The following is an 18,723-nucleotide window of genomic DNA, read 5'->3' on the forward strand; positions in this document are numbered from 1 at the left end:
ACTCAAGACGGCGATGGGCTAGTCTTGCTCGTTGTCGAGCAGAAGTGCGTCATCAACATCAGAAATTTCAAGTGCGGTTTCGTCGTCAAGGTCAATCGCAAGGTAGCTATGCTCAATGCGTAGAAAGTCTTGGAACAGTGACCAATCGAGCTTTTCTGGCCATTGGCGCTCATCCTCTTCCCAAGCACGCAGCTCGGTCTCCAAGATTTCTGCATAACGCTCACGAACAAACGTTTCTAGCGCTTCGGGCGTATCCATCTCGGGAATGAGGTACACCGTGCTCTCATGTTCGACGTCGTCCAGGGTCAGGTCGTCGTCTCCCATGGTGGGTTCGAGCGCATTGATCCAGTCCACGAAGATCTGGGTCGGCCTGACACTCAGGGCAGAGCGATTTAGCAGTTTCATGGGATTCTCCTCGCCGTCGAAACGGTGACCATTATGGGTGCTAACGGATTAGTTTTCCATCGGTGCAGACGCAATATCAACTCATTCGGTAAAATGCTTAAGAATTTCTTGTTAACTGAACACCGTTAATTACCAGCTGGACTGTTACAGTCCTATGCCAAATAAACCATTAGGATACGCTCAATGAATACACAGACACGACTTGAAGCGATTAAACACAGCGTAGAGCAGAACGAACTGAACTGGCCTAATGCTGACATCACCCTCGACCAAGGCAACGATTCCCTGGTGTTTACACTCAAGGACTATGGCGACTTACCTGTTACCCTGACGTATTCTGACGAAGAGTGGCTGGTGATGACCGAAGTGGCGCCCACCAGCGCGGTTAAGGAAATCAACAGCTTTAACGACGCTTTGTTACGCTTGGGAATGGCTCTACCACTGGTCAGCGTTGGTATCCATACCCTGGGTGAAGAAGATTACTACGTGGTTTATGGTCAGCTGTTTGCAGATTGCAAGCTCGAAGCCATCAGTGCAGAGGTCGAAGCTTGCGCCCAAGCCGCACTGGAAATTGCCGACCTAATCGACTGATTGTTAATGTGATTCACTTTCACTCTGCTGTTCGTCCCGCGCCTGAGCGTTGGATAGGTTCGGCTTAAGGAGTTACCCGATGTTACTACGTAAAATGTTTACCGCCCTGCGCGGAAAAGCCACTGAAACCGGTGAAGCGATCGTCGATAGCCAGGGGATTCGTATCATGGAACAGGAACTGCGCGACGCCAAAACGGCGATGAACAGGGCCAGTGAAGAACTCACTACTATCATGGCCAGGCGCAACCTTGCTGCCAAGGAAGTAGATACACTGTCGGATAAAATGGCAGAGTATGAGAAAAGTGCCATGGCAGCGCTCGAAAAAGGTGAGCAGAGCCTAGCCGAAGAAGTCGCTGGAGAAATTGCCCGTCTGGAAAGCGAGCGCGAAATCGCTCAGGCCAATGTCACTCAGTACGATGGCACCATCGAAGCGCTGAAGTCGACGATTGCTAAATCTAAAGGTGAAATCCGCCGCGTCGAGCAGCAGATGTCTCACGTTAAGGCTACTGAAGCCGCGCAAAAAGCACAGGCTGCCGTCGCCTCTCAGCACGCTGGCCAAAACGCCAGCATGAACAGCGCCGTTGCCTCCCTTGAACGCATTAAAGAGCGCCAGGCCTTGCAAGCTGAAAAGCTCAAGATCGGCGAAACAATGCAAGCGCAGGATTCCGGTGCCGACCTAGAAGCACGTCTTTCCCAGGCGGGTATCGGGAAACAGCAAACCTCAGGAAGCGATGTACTAGCCCGCCTAAAAGCGAAACAAAATGCTGGCAACTGAGTGCCAGCGTTAATAAAACTGCCTGAACGCAAGGACGACTGACGCCATGCCAGTGCTACAACAACTATTAAAAGTTTTGAAAGCCTCGACAATTAACGTCAGCTGGACGTTTCTGTTGTTGCTGGCACTGGTTCATATGACCACCTCGTGGCTGCTCATGGGGCTCACCGGCGAAGAGGTCACAGGTTCACTAGCGTTGTGGCTGTATTTTTACGTCGTAACAGCGTCCACAGTAGGCTATGGAGACTTCTCACCGTCCTCTACTGCTGGGCAGTTGATCGCTGTGTTTTACTTGATCCCTGGCGGCATTTCGCTGTTTGCTGCCCTAATCGGTAAGGCAACCATCACGGTGGGCAACTTTTGGAGACAGCAAATGCAAGGCAAAGGCGACTATAGCGATCTTGCTGGTCACACGGTGGTGCTTGGCTGGCACGGAGAAACCACTGAAAAGATCATTGATATTCTTAAAGCTGACCGGCAGCTACCTGACGAAATCGTGCTGTGCGTCACGAAAGATATCAACAACCCGCGCCCAGGAGACCTAAAGTTCGTCAAAGGTGATAGCTTCGCCAATGTGGAACTTCTCAAGCGCGCCGGCGTTGAAAATGCCAGCCGCATAATTATCTATGATGGCAGCGATGAACGCGTAGCGACCGTAGCGCTTTCCGCCTATAGCCTGAAATCGCCTAGCTGCCACATTGTTGCTCACTGCGAAAACCCGAATACCGCAGCGATGTTGCGTCGTACCTTACCGGGCATCGAATGCACCGAAGCCATGGCACTGGAAATGTTAGTGCGTTCAGCTACCGATGCGGGCATCAGTCGTGTCGTTAATGAGCTACTCGCCGTGAACCATGGTGCCACTCAGTACCAAACGAAGCTGCACGATATTCCTAAAGGCAGTACGTTCGGCCAATTATTCAGTCAGGCCAAGGAAGCGCATAATGCTACTCTGCTGGGCGTTACCTCCGGCAGTGACGAGGCGAACATGCTCAACCCGCCTTCCACCCGAGAGCTGAGTGATGGCGATGTGCTCTATTACATGGCCTATGAGCGCCTGACATCGGCACATTTTTCATCACTGCTGGCGTGACACCCATTCGTTTTGTTGAGGACCATCACCATGTTTGGTTCACTTAAATCCCTATTTCGTGCCAATAGTAAAAATGTGCAGCAGAAGCATGCTAGCGAAACTGCCCAGCGCTCCAACGGCTTGCCAGCAGGCATGACCCCAGACGACGTCAATGGCCTGCGGCTTGGCGGTATGGTGTCACTCAATATGCTGTCGCTGAAAGCATTTGATAGCTTGAACTTTGATGCCAGTTGGAGTGGCGCGGCGCAAGAAATAGCCGCTGTCGGCGTCGTCGAACTCGGCCAGGGCGAACAACTCGCGCGTTTTTATCTGGAGAATGACACCTGGATTCAGGCCTCGATTGCCAACGGTAAGGTGTTTGAATACAAGCTGTTCGATTTCCTGTCGTCACAACACGTTTCTAATCTTGAATTTGATGGCCTGATCAACCAACCGGATAGCCAGACACCGGCTCACCCACTCGGCCAGAGCAGCTTTACGTTGGAAGCAGACGACGACATCAAAGACGCTCTTAAACGCTACCAGCGCGTGTGGGGTGCTGAAACCAGTGAATGGTCAGCCCCGGTTGTGCTTGAAGAAACGGTGACCCGCGCCCATGGCGGTGGGGTTTCCCAAGTGACACACCACTGCATGCTCTATGAACGCCATGATCAAGCCTCAGAGCGTTTTGAATATATCTTGCTAAGTGCTGAAGCCGATGAACTGGAGGGCAGTTATCAGTTAGTCACCAGCCTGGGCATCGATATCAGCGCAGTAATAATCGAAGCGCATTAATGACCACCTGCAAAACTCGCTGATGACTATATACGACTTTCGATTCACCACTTACGGCTTTCGATCCACCACTTACGACTTACAATTCACGCCTTACAATTGACGACTAAAAGGAAACGATAATGGGCAATATCGGTATGTACTTGGCAGGCCTGCCAGCATTTTTCGCCTACCTGATCACCGCCGCCATACTGCTGGTAGCGTTTATGGTCGCCTACAGCAAGATCACCCCGCATCATGAATGGAAATTAATCCAGGAAGGCAATGCCGCCGCCGCGACCGCCTTTGGCGGCGCCACGTTAGGCTTTACCATACCGCTCTATAGCGCCATGGCGAACAGCGTGAGTTTCATTGATTTTATTGCCTGGGGCATCATCGCCTTCATCGTGCAGATTGTTACCTTCTTTGCCATCAAGCTGGTGCTAAAAAGCAAAGGGCAGAGCCTTTCCGGACATATTACCGATGGCCACGTAGCCTACGGCATTTTCGCGGCAACCATCGCTATCGCGGTTGGCCTGCTCAACGCAGCGTCCATGATCTGGTAACGGGAGATATCCATGCAATCATCTAACCAGCCACCGCGCCGCAAGCGCAGCTCTCGGCTGACCCTGGCCATAATGGGCGCTGCCGGCACAGCCGCGTTAGCCGGCTGCGGGCAATCATCCGCGCCGCAAGACACCCTGTCGGATATCAACTTTTCCGAACCCAAGGCTTATCAGAACGTAGATGAGTGCGTAGCGGACGAACTTTATACCCGAACTGCATGTGAAGCGGCGTTTACCGCAGCCGTTGAATCGGTGCCACGCTTTGACTCATTGGAAGCCTGTGAACAGGTGCATGGCGAAGGTGCTTGTGAGCCACCGCCTCAATCGGCTCAGCAAGGACAAGGCGGCAGTTGGTTTGGCCCTGCACTAATGGGCTATATAGTCGGCAACATGATGGCCAACCGCAGTGGCGCGCGGGTACAAAGTCTTTACCAAGAACCTGTCTACCGTACCCGTCAGAATCGCGGTGACTGGAACGCGGCTTCGTCGTCTGCCTCGTCACGGGTAGACCAACGTAATCAAGCCTTCCGCTCATCGGTTATGCAGTCCAACCAGCGGGCGACTCAACGTTCAGGGTTCGGTTCGCGCTCCAGCGCACGGGGTGGATTTGGCTCCTGAATCAACCTTAGTTTGCTCAACAACGTCCGACGCACTCACCTGCGCCAGCAAGGAGCCGCTATATGTTGCGCGTTGCCATCACTGAACGCCCTCAATGGCGCGAACTGGCGCACCAGCTAGGGTTTCACTTTCATACCATTGAAGGGGAGCCCTACTGGACCGAAGATGCCTATTACCAGTTCACATTGGCACAGATCGAGAAGGACATTGAAGACCCTACCGAAGCGCTACACGAGATGTGTATGGATGCCGTTGACCGGGTCTGCCAGTCGGATGCCCTGCTTCATCAGTTAAACATCCCTGAACAGATGTGGGGCGTTATTCGTGCTTCCTGGCGCAATGGGCAACCCCACCTCTATGGGCGCATGGATTTTGCCTACAGCGGTAACGGGCCTGCCAAACTGCTGGAACTTAACTACGATACGCCCACTAGCATTTACGAGGCTGGCTTTTTTCAGTGGCTGTGGCTTGAGCAGGTGATCGAACAGCGTCTGCTCCCTGCCCACGCCGATCAATTCAATTCGATTCAAGAACGCATGATTGCTGCCCTCGCCCACATTGGGCAGCGCCTTGAACGCGACGCCTCAGCCCCACCGGCACTGCATTTCGCATCTATTAAAGCGCATGAAGAAGACCGCGCCACCGTTGCCTACCTGCAGGACTGTGCCATACAGGCAGGGCTTGACGCCCCCTTTATCCATATCGAAGACATCGGCTATCAACCCAACACCGACCATGGCTGTTTTGTCGACCTGGAAAATCGGCCGATTCGCGCACTGTTCAAACTCTACCCATGGGAAGAAATGAACGACGATATTTTCGGTGAGCTGATACCCATGATGCAAACCCACTGGTTCGAGCCACCATGGAAAGCCATCCTCAGCAATAAGGGCATCCTGCCGTTGCTCTGGCAGTGGAATGAAGGCCACCCCAACCTGCTACCCGCGTATTTTGACACCAGTGACGGTACGACGCTGTCGCCCGGCTGGGTACGCAAACCATTTTTCTCTCGGGAAGGTAGCAACATTGAGCTAATCACCACGGCCGGCCAGTACGAAGCCGTTGATGGCCCCTATACCGACAACCCGCGTATTCTACAGGCTTACCACCCTCTGCCGCGCTTTGGCGAACGGCATGCCCTGATCGGCAGTTGGGTAGTCGGTGACAGAGCGTGCGGCATTGGCATTCGCGAAGACATCGGTCGAATTACCAAAGATTCTAGCTGCTTTGTGCCGCACGCCATTGTCTAAGGTGTTTCAGCAGGCGAGAAGCGTTACTCGCTAGCTTCGGGGCGCATCGCTGGGAACAGCAACACGTCGCGAATAGAGGGGCTATCGGTAAACAGCATCACCAACCGGTCAATACCAATCCCCTCGCCGGCCGTTGGCGGTAAGCCATACTCCAGTGCGCGCACGTAGTCAGCGTCAAAATACATCGCTTCCAGATCACCGGCATCTTTCTCGGCGGCCTGCTCGCGGAAGCGTTCAGCCTGATCTTCAGCGTCGTTAAGCTCCGAGAAACCGTTGGCGATTTCTCGGCCACCGACAAAGAACTCAAAGCGGTCAGTAACGAAGGGGTTAGCATCGTTACGACGCGCCAGCGGGCTTACTTCTGCTGGGTATTCAGTGATGAATGTCGGCTGATCCAGTTTGTGCTCGGCCACTTCCTCGAAGATCTCGGTCTGAACTTTGCCCAGCCCCCAGCTCGGTTTCACCTTGATACCCAGCTTTTCTGCTACAGCCTGCGCAGCTTCCAGCGTATCCAGATCCGCATCGGTGATGCCGTCGCCATGATCAAGAATCGCCTGGCGTAACGTCAGGCGATGGAAAGGTTGGCCGAAGTCGTAGCTGGCTCCTTGATAAGTGATACTGGTGGTGCCCAGCACTTCTTGCGCGGCGGTACGCAGCATCGCTTCGGTCATATCGAGCAGGTCGCGATAATCCGCGTAGGCCCAATAGAACTCGACCATGGTGAACTCAGGGTTGTGTCGCGTAGACAACCCTTCGTTACGGAAATTACGATTAATTTCAAATACTTTCTCGAAACCACCCACCACCAGGCGTTTGAGGTAAAGCTCTGGTGCAATACGCAGATACATATCAATATCCAGCGCATTATGGTGGGTAATAAACGGTCGTGCCGCTGCACCGCCAGGAATCGGCTGTAGCATCGGCGTTTCAACTTCCATGAAACCACGAGCTTCAAAGAAACGGCGCATGGAGCTAATTACCGCCGCGCGGGTCTCAAACACCTTCCGCGACTGTGGGTTCATGATCAGGTCAACGTAGCGCTGGCGGTAGCGCGCTTCCTGATCAGTCAGGCCATGGAACTTATCCGGCAGCGGACGCAGACTCTTCGTTAATAGCTGCGCTTCTACCATCATCACGTACAGGTCGCCCTTACCCGACTTATGCACCGGACCACGCGCGGCGACGATATCACCGATATCCCACCCTTTGATGTCTTCAAGCACGTCAGCAGGCAGGCCCTTTTTATCCACGTACAGCTGAATCTGGCCGGCCACATCTTGAATCACGATAAAAGGACCACGCTTACGCATGACCCGCCCAGCCACCGATGCGTGATGATCAAGCGCTTCAAGCTCCGCTTTATCCTTTTCGCCCAGCAGGTTGTGTAATTCAACCGTGAGACTGTCACGGCGAAAATCGTTCGGGAAAGCGCTCTTACCTTGCTCAGCAGCGCGTTCACGGCGAGCCGCGAGCTTGGCACGGCGCTCAGCGATGAGGTGGTTTTCGTTATCGAGAGAAGACGCGTCTTGGTTAGCCATCGGGCACCCTGTTCATGTTCAAACGCTAAAAAAATTACAAACCCTGCTTTAGGCTAGCGACGATGAACTGATCTAAATCGCCGTCAAGCACTTTGTCGCAGTTGCTAGACTGAACGCCAGTACGCAGGTCTTTGATGCGTTGATCGTCCAGCACATACGAGCGAATTTGGCTACCCCAGCCGATATCGGCTTTTGAGTCTTCCGCTTCCTGCTTGGCCGCATTGCGCTTTTGCATTTCGTGTTCCCACAGCTTCGCTTTCAACTGCTTCATGGCGAAGTCGCGGTTGGCGTGTTGGCTGCGCTGGCTCTGACACGCCACCACAATGCCGCTAGGCTCGTGGGTAATCCGCACCGCTGAGTCGGTGGTGTTAACGTGCTGACCACCTGCACCGCTGGAGCGGTAGGTGTCTACCCGCAAGTCAGAAGGGTTAATGTCAACCTCAAAACTGTCGTCAATTTCCGGCGACAGAAATACCGATGCAAACGACGTGTGACGACGGCCACCGGAATCAAACGGGCTTTTGCGCACTAAGCGGTGAACACCGGTTTCGGTGCGCAACCAGCCGAAGGCGTAGTCACCTTGAATATGCAGCGACACCGACTTGATGCCCGCTACCTCACCTGCGGAAATTTCGATAATCTCTGCTTTGAAACCGTGGTTTTCTGCCCAGCGTAAGTACATACGTAGCAGGATATTCGCCCAGTCTTGGGCTTCAGTACCGCCCGACCCCGACTGAATATCCATATAGGCGTTATTCTCATCCATTTCACCGGAAAACATGCGGCGAAATTCAAGCCTTTCCAGTGCCGCTTGCAGACCATCGAGCTCTTTGCGCACCTCATCGACGGTGCCTTCGTCATCTTCCATTTCCGCAAGCTCAAGCAGGTCACGGCTGTCAATCAAGCCCTGATCAAGCTCATCAATGGTGGCCACAATCGCTTCAAGCGAGGCGCGCTCTTTACCCAGCTTTTGGGCATAGTCTGGATCGTTCCAGACATTAGGGTCTTCAAGCTCGCGGGTTACTTCTTCTAGCCGATCTTTGCGTTCGGCATAGTCAAAGATACCCCCTAAGAACGTCTGTCCGCTCAGACAGGTCCTTGATCTGGTTATGTATCGGATTTGTTTCCAACATGGATCGCCTAGCCTTGGTCAGTATCGCACGGTTCAAAAGAGACAGACGCCGCTGGGGCGGCTATACGCCTAGGCTTAAAAAATGCCGGCGCTAGCCGCCACAGCGGCGAAATTCTGAGATGCATTGTAACGAAAACCAACGCTTACCGCACCCACCCCGCACGGATAGTCACTCGGCAAAAATCCCAGCTAAAAGCAAAAAACCCGGCCGAGGCCGGGTCAGTAACTAACAAAAATCGATCAGTAAGTGTTAACGCCCTATGCATCAGAAACGGTAGGTAAGCTGAGCACCGAAACCATGGGCTTCGTTTTTATAGTCTGCTGAGTAAGTGGCACCGCCAACGGCCATCCCACCGGTTTGGGCACTGGCGAGCAAGTCTTGGCGATCTTGCTCAACAAAGGTGCTGCGCTCGGTAAGGTAGGAGTAGGCGAAATCCAGCGTCAGGTCAGCCGTGGGGGTCCAGCCAGCACCGATTGAGAAGATACGGCGCTCATCGGACGGGATGCGCACGCTGCGGTCTTGGTCATTAGTGGGGGTGAAGTCTAACGCCACACCTGCGCGTAGCGCTACGGTTGGCGTTAACTGATATTCACCACCAGTGGAGAACGCCCAAGCATTCGAGTAGTTTTGCTGCTCGTTAGTAATCTCGTTGCCCTGGCTACCCAGGATCGAAATTTCCTCAAACTGGCTCCAACGAACCCATGATGCGCCAAACATTAGCTTCAAACGATCGGTCATCTGCTGGGTCAGCGAGAAATTCAACGTTTCGGGCGTAGTCAAATCCAGGTTAGCGGTATCGGCACGTACCACATTGCCCAGCGGGTCTGTCGCTTGAAAGGTACCTTCCAATTCATATTCCACCGCAGAGCGATAGGTCAGGCCAAGCGTTGTTTCTGGCACTGGTTGATAAATCACCCCTAGGTTATAGCCCCAGCCGTCATCGTCGCCTTCTACCCGTGAATCCACGTCCCCAGCTGCATTGAAGGCAGCGCTAGTGGGCAGTTGCCGACGTAGCTCGCCTTCCACTTGGTTGTACGTGACACCAATACCCGCCGACCACTGGTCGTTAAAGCGATATGACACGGTTGGCTGCGCGCTCACCACGCGCAGCTCAGTGAAGTCACCGAAGTAGCGTCCTTGGAAATTCTCTTCATACTCAGTTTTTGAACCGAATGGCGCATACACACCGAAACCAAACGCCAGCCGCTCATTCACTGGGTGGGCATAGAATGCAAAAGGAACCAGCGTACCTGGCACCATATCACCATCGTTAGTGCCAGGAATCGCACCCACAGGAACCTGCGTACCAATAGGCGCGCCACCCTGAGCAATACCCGCATCCAGCGTACGGCTTGCAGTCACATTACTGATATCAGTATCGACACTTAGGAACGTGCCACCTGCAGTAATCTGTGCACGGTCAAGAAACGACATACCTGCTGGGTTTCCGTAAACAATCGTTGCATCGTTAACATTTGAGCTACGGCCTGCGTGACCGTACCCCTGTCCGCTGACGCTCTGCTCATTGATTTGATATCCGCCTGCTTGCGCCTGACCAGCAAAAGCGACTGATGCTACTGCGGCGGCCAGGGTAAGTTTTTTAAATTTATTATGCATAGTGGGCCTCTGTTCCCAATGATCCGATGGATATTGCCATCCACCCTCTTTGTTTTAACACCCCAGTTTTCGCCCAATGACCGCTTGGGATCAAGGGCAAACGAGCGTTTTATTTCGGTTTTGACTTATACATTAGTCGAACGGTTGTTTTAAATCAGTGTTTTAGTCATTTTGATTAAAGGCCTCAATACCGCTTGACCTGAGTGTTACCCATAGGTTTTACACTAGAAAATATTAAAACTTCCACGTAGAGGATGCTATGCAGCCTGGAGCGATGAAGGTCGGCGAGCTTGCCAAACGCGGTAGTGTTACCGCGGAAACAGTTCGTCATTACGCCCGCGAAGGGTTGCTGGCACCGACACGCCACCCTGATAACGGCTACCAGCTATTTTCAACGACTGACCTAGAGCGGCTGCACTTTATTCAACGCGCACGCAAGCTCGGATTTAGTGTCTCAGAGATTCGCGACATTCTAGCTCACGCTGATCAAGGCGACTCCCCATGCCCATTGGTGCGCGACTTACTTACCCATCGGCTACCACAAATTCGCGCGCGCATCGCCGAGCTTGAAGCGCTTGCTCAGCGGATGGAACAGGCTTTAGAGAGCTGGCAACACATGCCCGATGGCATACCAGACGGCCATAGCCTATGCCGTTTAATTGAGAACTTTCCCGAGGAGGCACCATGCAACCAAGCACCCTGCAGCCACAACCGCTGATTCGCACCGTGCCGGGCATGAACTGCCAGGGCTGTGTAAAGCGCATGCGCGAGGCGATTCAAGCCGCAGACCCTAACGCCAACATAGAAGGTTTTCCCGCTGACAAACGCCTGGAAGTCACCAGTGCGCTAGACGGTAAAGCGCTCGACGACACACTAAGCGAGGCAGGTTATCCGCCGAGTGATACCCGCAGTGAAGCGCAACCGCAGGCGGATAGTGAAACTGCGCAAATGGCTGACAAAGCTAACATCAATAAGGCGACTGAAAACGGGACGCCTACCGATGCTCCTCAGCAGAGGCTTTTGATTAGCGGCATGACCTGTGCAGGCTGCGTAAAAAGTGTCGAGAAGGCGCTTATTAATACCTCTGGCGTTACCGCCGCCTCGGTCAATTTTGGCACACACACGGCTCAAGTAACGGGCAGTGCTGAGCGCGAGACGCTGATTGACGCCGTGGCAGCAGCGGGCTACCGCGCTGAACCCATTGTGGATATGCGCGAGGCCGAACGTACTCGTGAAGCCCAAGAAGCAGTGACCTATCGCCAGCGATTGCGCGGCAGCATGTTGTCATTAGCGCTGGCTATTCCGCTTATGCTGAGCATGTTCGTTTACCACCCGCATCCAATGGGAATGGGGCGCCTTTATTGGCTTGTTATTGGCCTACTTACCCTCGCTATTTTGGCATTTCCAGGGCGGCATTTTTTTACCAACGCGTGGAAACAGTTCAAGCACCACCAGGCCAATATGGATACGCTCGTGGCCATGGGCACGGGTACCGCCTGGCTCTACTCAATGATGGTGGTACTCTTTGCCCCCTGGCTGCCAGAGGTCGCCCAGGGCATTTACTTTGAAGCATCGGCCATGGTGGTCGGGCTAATCCTGCTCGGCAACGCCATGGAGCTACGTGCCCGAGGCCGCACCAGCAGTGCGTTAAAACGCCTGCTAGACCTGCAGGAGAAAACAGCGCGTGTGATTCGTAATGGCCAAGAGCAGGAAATACCTGTTGACGACGTAGCGATAGACGACCACATCCGCGTGCGCCCTGGAGAACGACTACCCGTCGATGGCATCGTGATCGATGGTCAAAGCTATATCGATGAATCCATGCTGACCGGTGAGCCGTTGCCCGTTCATAAAAATAGTGATGACGTTGTCAGCGCGGGTACAGTTAACGGTAAGGGCAGCCTAGTCTACCGTGCCACTCATGTAGGCAGCGATACCCGTCTGGGACGCATCACCGAACAAGTCGCCAGCGCGCAAAATTCTCGTCCACCAATTGGCGAACTCGCCGACACGATATCGGGCATTTTTGTGCCCAGCGTCATGATCATCGCCGTACTCACCGCGCTGATCTGGTTTAACGTCGGCCCTGTCCCCGTGGTGATTCATATGCTGGTGACCGCGACCACGGTGCTAATTATCGCCTGTCCCTGCGCGTTAGGGCTAGCAACACCGATTTCCACCATGATTGGGGTCGGCAAAGCCGCTGAGCACGGCGTGCTGGTAAGAAGCGGTGAAGCGCTGCAGACCGCCAGCCGAATCACCACTTTAGTGGTGGACAAAACCGGTACGCTGACCGAAGGCAAACCCCGTGTGACCGATGCCACTGTGCTACATAGTGATGCTTCGCAAGTGTTGGCCTGGGTAGCTGCCCTGGAAAGCCGTTCGGAACATCCGTTAGCCAATGCACTAACGGCTTATGCTGAAGAGCATAATGCCCCCACTGAAACACTGGATACGTTTGATAGCGTCACCGGCGGTGGCGTGAAAGGCAGCACTCATACAGGCGTTTCCCTGCTACTGGGCAATGCCCGCTTATTGGAAGAGGCCGGCGTGGATCTAGCCTCCGCAGTGGAGAACGTGCGCCAGCTAGAAGCGAAAGCGCGTTCGTTGGTATATCTAGCCGCCAATGGCGAGCTAGTGGCGCTATTCGGCATCAGTGACCCGCTGCGCGCCGACGCCGCTACCGCAGTGAAACGCCTCCAAGAGGATGGGCTAACTGTTGTCATGCTTACTGGCGATAATGAACACACCGCTGCCGCCGTGGCACGGGAAGTCGGCATCAGCGAGTTTAAGGCAGGCATGACGCCCGATGATAAACACGCGGAAATTGAGCGTCGTCAACAGGCAGGTGAGATAGTCGGAATGGTCGGTGACGGCATTAACGACGCCCCGGCACTGGCTCGTGCCAACGTTGGTTTTGCCATTGGCCAGGGTACCGACATCGCCATGGAGAGTGCCGGGATTACCTTGATGCGTGGTTCGCTACACGGTGTGGCCACCGCCATTGAATTAAGCCGGGCGACGCTTACCAACATCAAACAAAACCTAGTCGGTGCTTTTGGCTATAACGTGCTGTGCATTCCGATTGCCGCAGGCGTGCTTTACCCCTTCACTGGTATGCTGCTGTCACCCATCATTGCCGGCGCAGCCATGTCGCTGTCGTCAATCACCGTAGTTAGTAACGCCAACCGTTTACGGCTTTGGAAGCCTACTCAACAGGAGGTCTCATGAGCATCCTGGTTAATCTCGCAGGCCTTGGCCTTATCGCCGCTATTGTAGGGTGGTTTTGGCTTAGCGCTTGATAGGAAAATAGTGCCACAGGGGTATCGTTAACACGAATAACGCCCCCTCTTAGCGTTAATACAGCCTTACATCTTTCAGCCAATACCAATCGGTTGGCGCTTGGCGTACCCAGGTTTCGAACAATGCATCCATTTGCTCGGAATAGCTGATGGCCTGTTCCCGACTGGTCAAACGAGGCTCCCTTGGCAACGGGGGATGTACTGTTAGTGTCATTTCAGCGCCCTGGTGCCGCGTCACGCATAACGGTAAAATTTGCGCACCTTGACTGGCGGCCAGTCTAGCGGCCATCCAACGGTTTCCCCGCGCCAATGGCTCTTTCCCAAACGCCGGGATATGCCCATTCGGGCTCGGCTCATCAGGCATGATTGATACGCTGGCTCCCTGCGACAGGGCATTCATCAATTGTCGCATGGGCTGGGGCTGTGCCGTAGAGACAAAGTGGGCATGTGGCATTATCGCCTGCCGTGCGCGCATGGCGAGCGCCATGCGTGCTTCGGTTTCTCTTGGCTCGTAAAGGACATATAGCGAATCCAATGCTCGCCCCAAAAACGCTAAACCGGTTTCCCAGTTAGCCAGATGCGGGGTGACAATGAGGCAAGGCCCCGACAGTGACTGGATCGCTTCTTCATTGACGATATGAAATTTAGGGCTGCGCACCAACCTCGGCAGAACGGGGATCTCGGCGTATACACGCCCCATCTGCTCCCCATAAGCCATCAGCAATTCTCGGCGCTCACTGGTTTCCAGCGTTCGATCATTCAAAAACTCAAGATTGCCCACCAGACGTTCGACCCAACGTGCTTGCCTATTCCAGGCTTGCTTGGCATAACGTCTTCCTAATCGTGCCCCCAGAGCTGAGACAGCCGACACCGGCAACCCTTGCATTACAACTGCTAGTACCGCATCACGATCAATCACAGGTCTTGTCATGGGGTTACCGTGGTTGCAACTTCATCGGCAGCCCCCCTTGGGGGCGCAACGTAAGTCGGCACTCAATCGCCACCTGATGATCAGGCAGCAACGTTGGCGTGAAATGTTGCGCTAATGTGGCTAGGCAAAGCACCCCCTCGTAAAGTCCGAAGCGCTTGCCCAGACAAACACGGGGCCCCACGCTAAAGGGGAGATAGGTGAATTTATCTGGACGAGGCACCTTAGGCAGAAAGCGCTCGGGAACAAAATGATTTGGCGCTTCCCATAGCTTGCGATGCCGATGCATCAGCCATGGGGACACTAGCAAAACGGTACCAGGGCGCACTTCACGGTTACGAATCTGGTCAGCACCTCGCGCTTGGCGACTTAGCATAGGCACCGGCGGATATAGCCGCATGGCTTCCTCGAATACCGCCATTGTATAGGGCAGTTTGGCGACATCTTCATAGCGCGGCGTCCTGCCTCCGAGCACGTCATCAAGCTCTTGCTGCAGTAGCGCCATGGCCTGTCGATCATAATCGAGTAAGTACCAGCACCATGCCAATGCGTTAGCGGTGGTTTCATGCCCTGCCATAAACATGACAATCGCTTCATTACGCACTGCTTTACGCCCCATCGGGCAGCCATTATTTCCGCCGTCTTTCATAGACGCCATAAAGCTTTCAATCAGGCTATGCTGCCCTTGCCCTGACCTAGACGTATGGCGGTCAATAATGCGGTCAATAATTTCATGCACTTGTTTTGCTGAGTAGCGCGTACGCGCTCTTCGTAAAGGATTACCTAACAAACTTAAAAAAGGCAGTCCCAGCATATTGGCCATATCCAAATGTTCAGAATGGCGCTGGTACTCGGTAAAACCAGCCACTACCTGCTCTGCCTCTTCATCCGTTGTGTCATCCCCAAAAATCGTTCGGCCAATAATACGCGCCGTCAAATGAGCCATCTCAGTCAACATATCAATCGGCGCATCCGACGGATGGTGGGTCCATTGTCTGACCGTTTCCTCTGCCGAGGCGGTCATGGTGGTACAAAAACCAGGTAAGAGCGCGTTAGTTAGCGATGGTGCACACTGGCGTCGACGCTGACGCCACAAATCGCCATCGCTGACAAACAGCCCGTCATCAAGTAGAGGTTCCAGCGCACGGCGCATTTGCGGGCTTTTACGGTCATAGTTGTCGTGCTGCTCAAGAAAAACGCGGCGCACCGTATCAGGGCTATTGCATAGCACATAATCCTGATTCAACAGCTTCATACGCGAGGTACGTATCGAGTAGTCCTTCTCCCGCCATACAGAAAGCAAATCATGCTGTGCTCGATGCATGCGGAACATGATGCCTTCGTTTTCTGCAACAGGCTTTACTCTAACCGGCGGCTCCAGGCATTGCGCTCGTTTCAATGCATCGGCCAGCCGCTGATTATCATCTGCTTTATTTGCGATTACTTCTGATTTACTTAAAACAATATCGTGATCCATTATTCGCGCCCTGCTTGATATACGCATTCCTGGAAGGCGCTTTTTAGGCCTTTCATACCAGCCGTGTATGTTCGACATGGGCATCGGCCAGACAACATACGCGGGGCGTTTTGAGTGACCGTAACAAATGACGTGAAGGTACTTCGCGCGCAGACATTTGGCGCCGTAACGCTACCTTATCCAGCGTTGCGCTGAAACCCTTGATTATCTGCCCTGATTAGCGCTGTTTAGCTAACCCCACTATATCGTCCTGGCTTGTGGTTCAGGGCAATGATTAAATTCAGCGTAAGTGCACCCAGCACCGAGTAACCGACGCGGTCTAGCGGTAGTTGAGTAAGTGCCACTAACAAAATGAGTGCATCGATGCCTAACTGCACGTAGCCCGCACGCAGGCCATGCTTTTGTTGCAGGTAAAGCGCCAGAATATTGATGCCACCGAGGCTGGTACGATGACGAAACAGCATTAGCATACCGATCCCCATCAGCGCGCCGCCCATTAATGCGGCATACAGTGATGGCACGCCAGCAAACTGAACCCACCCTTGGGTTAGTTCGGAAAATAGCGACACAAGGCCAATAGCGGCAAAGGTACGCAGCGTAAAACTCCAACCCATCCGCTTCACCGCTAGATAGTAAAAAGGCAGGTTGATCGCGAAAAACCATACACCAAATCCCCAGCCGGTGATGTAGTTTAAAAGCAGTGCCAACCCGGCAGTGCTGCCAGTAATTAGCACTGCGTGGGTATAAAAGGCCACGCCCAAAGCAACAAAAAACGTGCCCAACAGCATCGCCATAATGTCCTCATAGGGCTTATGAGGATCTTGAGTTAGATGATCTACCTGCATGATGTCGTCCTAGATAAATAGACGGAAGCTTATAAGGGGCTAGCGTGTTCGACCATCAACTGTAGCGACTCGCGTCCTCGCCAACGGTTACGATTGAGCTTATAGGCGCAGTGCAACGTATCACCTACGCTAAACGAGGGAAGCTCTCCTGGTGTTAGCGCTCGGAACCAAATGGCCTTGGTGGTCACCGCGCCCATGGAAAGCTCCATCATCAGGTGCGAACCTTCAGCACCTACCGGACGTAGTGCTTCGACAATAAAGCGTCCCTCAAACAGCGGTGGGTCAAACTCCCGCCCGTAAGGGCCAAGGGCTTCAACCTCGTTAAGCGTTACCAGAGACAGTTGCGACGTAGAAAGCTCACCATCCGTCCACAGCCTCGGGTAAAGCGGCGTATCGCCTAGCTGCTCACCAACCGCCTGTAAGAATGCGGCTTTAAAGGCCGCCAGTTGCTCTCTTGGTACGCCAACACCGGCTGCCCCACTGTGGCCACCAAAGCGCGGTAGCGCCTCGGGGGCTAGCTCAAAGGTGCGTTGCAGAGCATCCCTCAGGTGCAAACCATCGATCGAGCGGCCAGAACCGGTCAACATAGAAGGCGCCGCCGCACGGGTCAGCACCAGTGCTGGACGACCATAGGCCTGTACTAACCGTGAGGCGACAATACCTTGCACGCCAGGGTGACCATCTTCGAGCAACACCACCACCGCAGGCTCATTGGCTTCCAGCGCCGAGACGGCAAGCGTACGCGCCTCTTCTGCCATGTCCGCCTCAATCGCCTTACGGGATTGATTGTCCTGGTCGAGCACCTCTAGCTGACGGTTGGCGACACTATCGCTTTCAGCCAACATAAAGTGCAGCGCCGCATAGGGGTCATCTAACCGCGAGCGGGCGTTAATTCTTGGCCCCATTTGAAACGCCAACGTTTCGGCATTAAATGGCACACTATCTGCCCCGAGCCGCGTCGCCATAGCGCGCCAACAGGCAGCATCCATGCGGTTGATCAGCATTAATCCGTGGCTTACTACCGCGCGGTTAGCCGGACTACCACCCAGAGAAACACAGTCCGCTACGGTGCCCAACGCGACGTAAGAGAGCCACGGCGACAGTTTAGGCGTCGCATCAGGCAACGCCCCCCATTCAATCAAAACGCCACGGGCAAGCGACATCAAAAGCCACGCCACCATGCACCCTGCAATGGTTTTATCGGGGTAGTCACAATCACTGCGCGTGGGGTTAACGCAGGCGTAGGCGGAAGATGGTGGGCCTTCCAACGGCAGCGCGTGGTGGTCGCTGACCACCACATCAATACCAGCGGCTTTTAATCGTGCGATACGGGGCTCGTCGGAGCTACCGCAGTCGGCCGTAATCACCAGCGAGGGCAATGGTTTTAAACCCAGCGTGCGCTCTACCAGCGGCAAACTGATGCCATAGCCATCGTGGATACGGTGGCCAATCAAACTGTGTAACTTGTGTTCGGGTACGCCAAATAACTCCACCAACGTGCGCCGAATTACTACGTGGGAGGTAATACCGTCCACATCGTAGTCAGTGAGGATACCAATGGACTCCCGTTCTGCCACTGCTTGGGCAATACGTTCCGCGGCACGACGGCCATCGGCTAGCTTTTCTGGGTGCGTCAAGTAGCGCAAGCTCGGCGCCACTAGCGGTGCGAGGTCACCCGTATAACCCTGCAATCGAGAGGCCAATAGCCGTGCCTGTAGCTCGCTTAAGCCTTCCGCTTGGGCGCGCACATAGACAGCCTCGTCCAACGGACGAGGCTCTAAGCGTGGCTGGTTAGCGTTCTGCTGAATGAGCGTTGCTTCGTCGACCATGAC

Annotated in this window: 17 protein-coding genes; 9 read left to right on the forward strand and 8 right to left on the reverse strand. The window is 54.1% G+C overall.

Annotation, left to right across the window (positions count from 1 at the left end; genetic code table 11):
• Nucleotides 1–18: 18 nt before the first annotated feature.
• Nucleotides 19–405: a hypothetical protein gene (locus ELY33_RS07780; protein ID WP_126946382.1), complete on the reverse strand. Its 387-nt coding sequence runs from the start codon at nt 403–405 to the stop codon at nt 19–21.
• Nucleotides 406–588: 183 nt separating this feature from the next.
• On the opposite strand from ELY33_RS07780, the gene ELY33_RS07785 reads away from it, so the two are divergent.
• The 7 genes from ELY33_RS07785 to ELY33_RS07815 all read left to right on the forward strand — a co-directional run bounded on the left by ELY33_RS07785 (nt 589) and on the right by ELY33_RS07815 (nt 6,051).
• Entirely contained in the window at nt 589–996 is a 408-nt protein-coding gene (locus tag ELY33_RS07785; RefSeq protein WP_126946385.1) for a DUF2170 family protein, read from the forward strand.
• Between the two features lie 79 nt (nt 997–1,075).
• On the forward strand, nt 1,076–1,771 hold the full coding sequence (locus tag ELY33_RS07790; protein WP_126946388.1) for a PspA/IM30 family protein: 696 nt from the start codon (nt 1,076–1,078) through the stop codon (nt 1,769–1,771).
• A 46-nt stretch (nt 1,772–1,817) separates the two neighbouring features.
• On the forward strand, nt 1,818–2,864 hold the full coding sequence (locus ELY33_RS07795; protein WP_126946391.1) for an ion channel: 1,047 nt from the start codon (nt 1,818–1,820) through the stop codon (nt 2,862–2,864).
• Nucleotides 2,865–2,894: 30 nt separating this feature from the next.
• Nucleotides 2,895–3,638 carry a DUF2491 family protein gene (locus ELY33_RS07800; protein ID WP_126946394.1) on the forward strand — a complete coding sequence of 248 codons (744 nt, stop codon included), beginning with the start codon at nt 2,895–2,897 and terminating at the stop codon, nt 3,636–3,638.
• A gap of 122 nt (nt 3,639–3,760) precedes the next feature.
• Entirely contained in the window at nt 3,761–4,183 is a 423-nt protein-coding gene (locus ELY33_RS07805) for a DUF350 domain-containing protein (protein ID WP_009724104.1), read from the forward strand.
• 12 nt (nt 4,184–4,195) lie between these two features.
• Entirely contained in the window at nt 4,196–4,801 is a 606-nt protein-coding gene (locus tag ELY33_RS07810) for a DUF1190 domain-containing protein (protein ID WP_126946397.1), read from the forward strand.
• A gap of 62 nt (nt 4,802–4,863) precedes the next feature.
• The gene (locus ELY33_RS07815; RefSeq protein ID WP_126946400.1) at nt 4,864–6,051 is read left to right on the forward strand and encodes a glutathionylspermidine synthase family protein; all 1,188 of its coding nucleotides are present in this window, start codon (nt 4,864–4,866) and stop codon (nt 6,049–6,051) included.
• Nucleotides 6,052–6,074: 23 nt separating this feature from the next.
• On the opposite strand, the gene lysS is transcribed toward ELY33_RS07815, so the two are convergent.
• The 3 genes from lysS to ELY33_RS07830 all read right to left on the reverse strand — a co-directional run bounded on the left by lysS (nt 6,075) and on the right by ELY33_RS07830 (nt 10,339).
• Entirely contained in the window at nt 6,075–7,589 is a 1,515-nt protein-coding gene (gene lysS / locus ELY33_RS07820) for a lysine--tRNA ligase (protein WP_126946403.1), read from the reverse strand.
• A gap of 34 nt (nt 7,590–7,623) precedes the next feature.
• A protein-coding gene (gene prfB / locus ELY33_RS07825) for a peptide chain release factor 2 (protein ID WP_126946406.1) occupies nt 7,624–8,722 on the reverse strand; the annotation gives its coding sequence in 2 pieces (ribosomal slippage) (nt 7,624–8,646 and nt 8,648–8,722; 1,098 coding nt in all).
• A 264-nt stretch (nt 8,723–8,986) separates the two neighbouring features.
• Entirely contained in the window at nt 8,987–10,339 is a 1,353-nt protein-coding gene (locus ELY33_RS07830) for an OmpP1/FadL family transporter (RefSeq protein WP_126946409.1), read from the reverse strand.
• Between the two features lie 274 nt (nt 10,340–10,613).
• On the opposite strand from ELY33_RS07830, the gene ELY33_RS07835 reads away from it, so the two are divergent.
• Entirely contained in the window at nt 10,614–11,057 is a 444-nt protein-coding gene (locus ELY33_RS07835; protein WP_126946490.1) for a MerR family transcriptional regulator, read from the forward strand.
• Complete coding sequence (locus tag ELY33_RS07840; protein ID WP_126946412.1) at nt 11,024–13,570, forward strand: heavy metal translocating P-type ATPase; 2,547 nt, start codon at nt 11,024–11,026, stop codon at nt 13,568–13,570. The genes ELY33_RS07835 and ELY33_RS07840 overlap by 34 nt, the downstream gene beginning before the upstream one ends.
• A 126-nt stretch (nt 13,571–13,696) precedes the next feature.
• Here ELY33_RS07840 and ELY33_RS07845 read toward each other — a convergent pair whose 3' ends face one another.
• From ELY33_RS07845 to ELY33_RS07860, 4 genes are all read right to left on the reverse strand, one after another.
• On the reverse strand, nt 13,697–14,572 hold the full coding sequence (locus tag ELY33_RS07845) for a lysophospholipid acyltransferase family protein (RefSeq protein ID WP_126946415.1): 876 nt from the start codon (nt 14,570–14,572) through the stop codon (nt 13,697–13,699).
• Between the two features lie 4 nt (nt 14,573–14,576).
• On the reverse strand, nt 14,577–16,046 hold the full coding sequence (locus tag ELY33_RS07850; RefSeq protein WP_126946418.1) for a cytochrome P450: 1,470 nt from the start codon (nt 16,044–16,046) through the stop codon (nt 14,577–14,579).
• 227 nt (nt 16,047–16,273) lie between these two features.
• Nucleotides 16,274–16,891: a YitT family protein gene (locus ELY33_RS07855; RefSeq protein WP_126946421.1), complete on the reverse strand. Its 618-nt coding sequence runs from the start codon at nt 16,889–16,891 to the stop codon at nt 16,274–16,276.
• A 29-nt stretch (nt 16,892–16,920) separates the two neighbouring features.
• Nucleotides 16,921–18,720 (reverse strand): single-stranded-DNA-specific exonuclease RecJ, encoded by a 1,800-nt coding sequence (locus ELY33_RS07860; RefSeq protein ID WP_126946424.1) that lies wholly within the window; start codon nt 18,718–18,720, stop codon nt 16,921–16,923.
• Between the last annotated feature and the right edge of the window lie 3 nt (nt 18,721–18,723).

The sequence above is a fragment of the Vreelandella andesensis genome (genome assembly GCF_003989795.1).
GTDB classification, from domain to species: domain Bacteria; phylum Pseudomonadota; class Gammaproteobacteria; order Pseudomonadales; family Halomonadaceae; genus Vreelandella; species Vreelandella andesensis.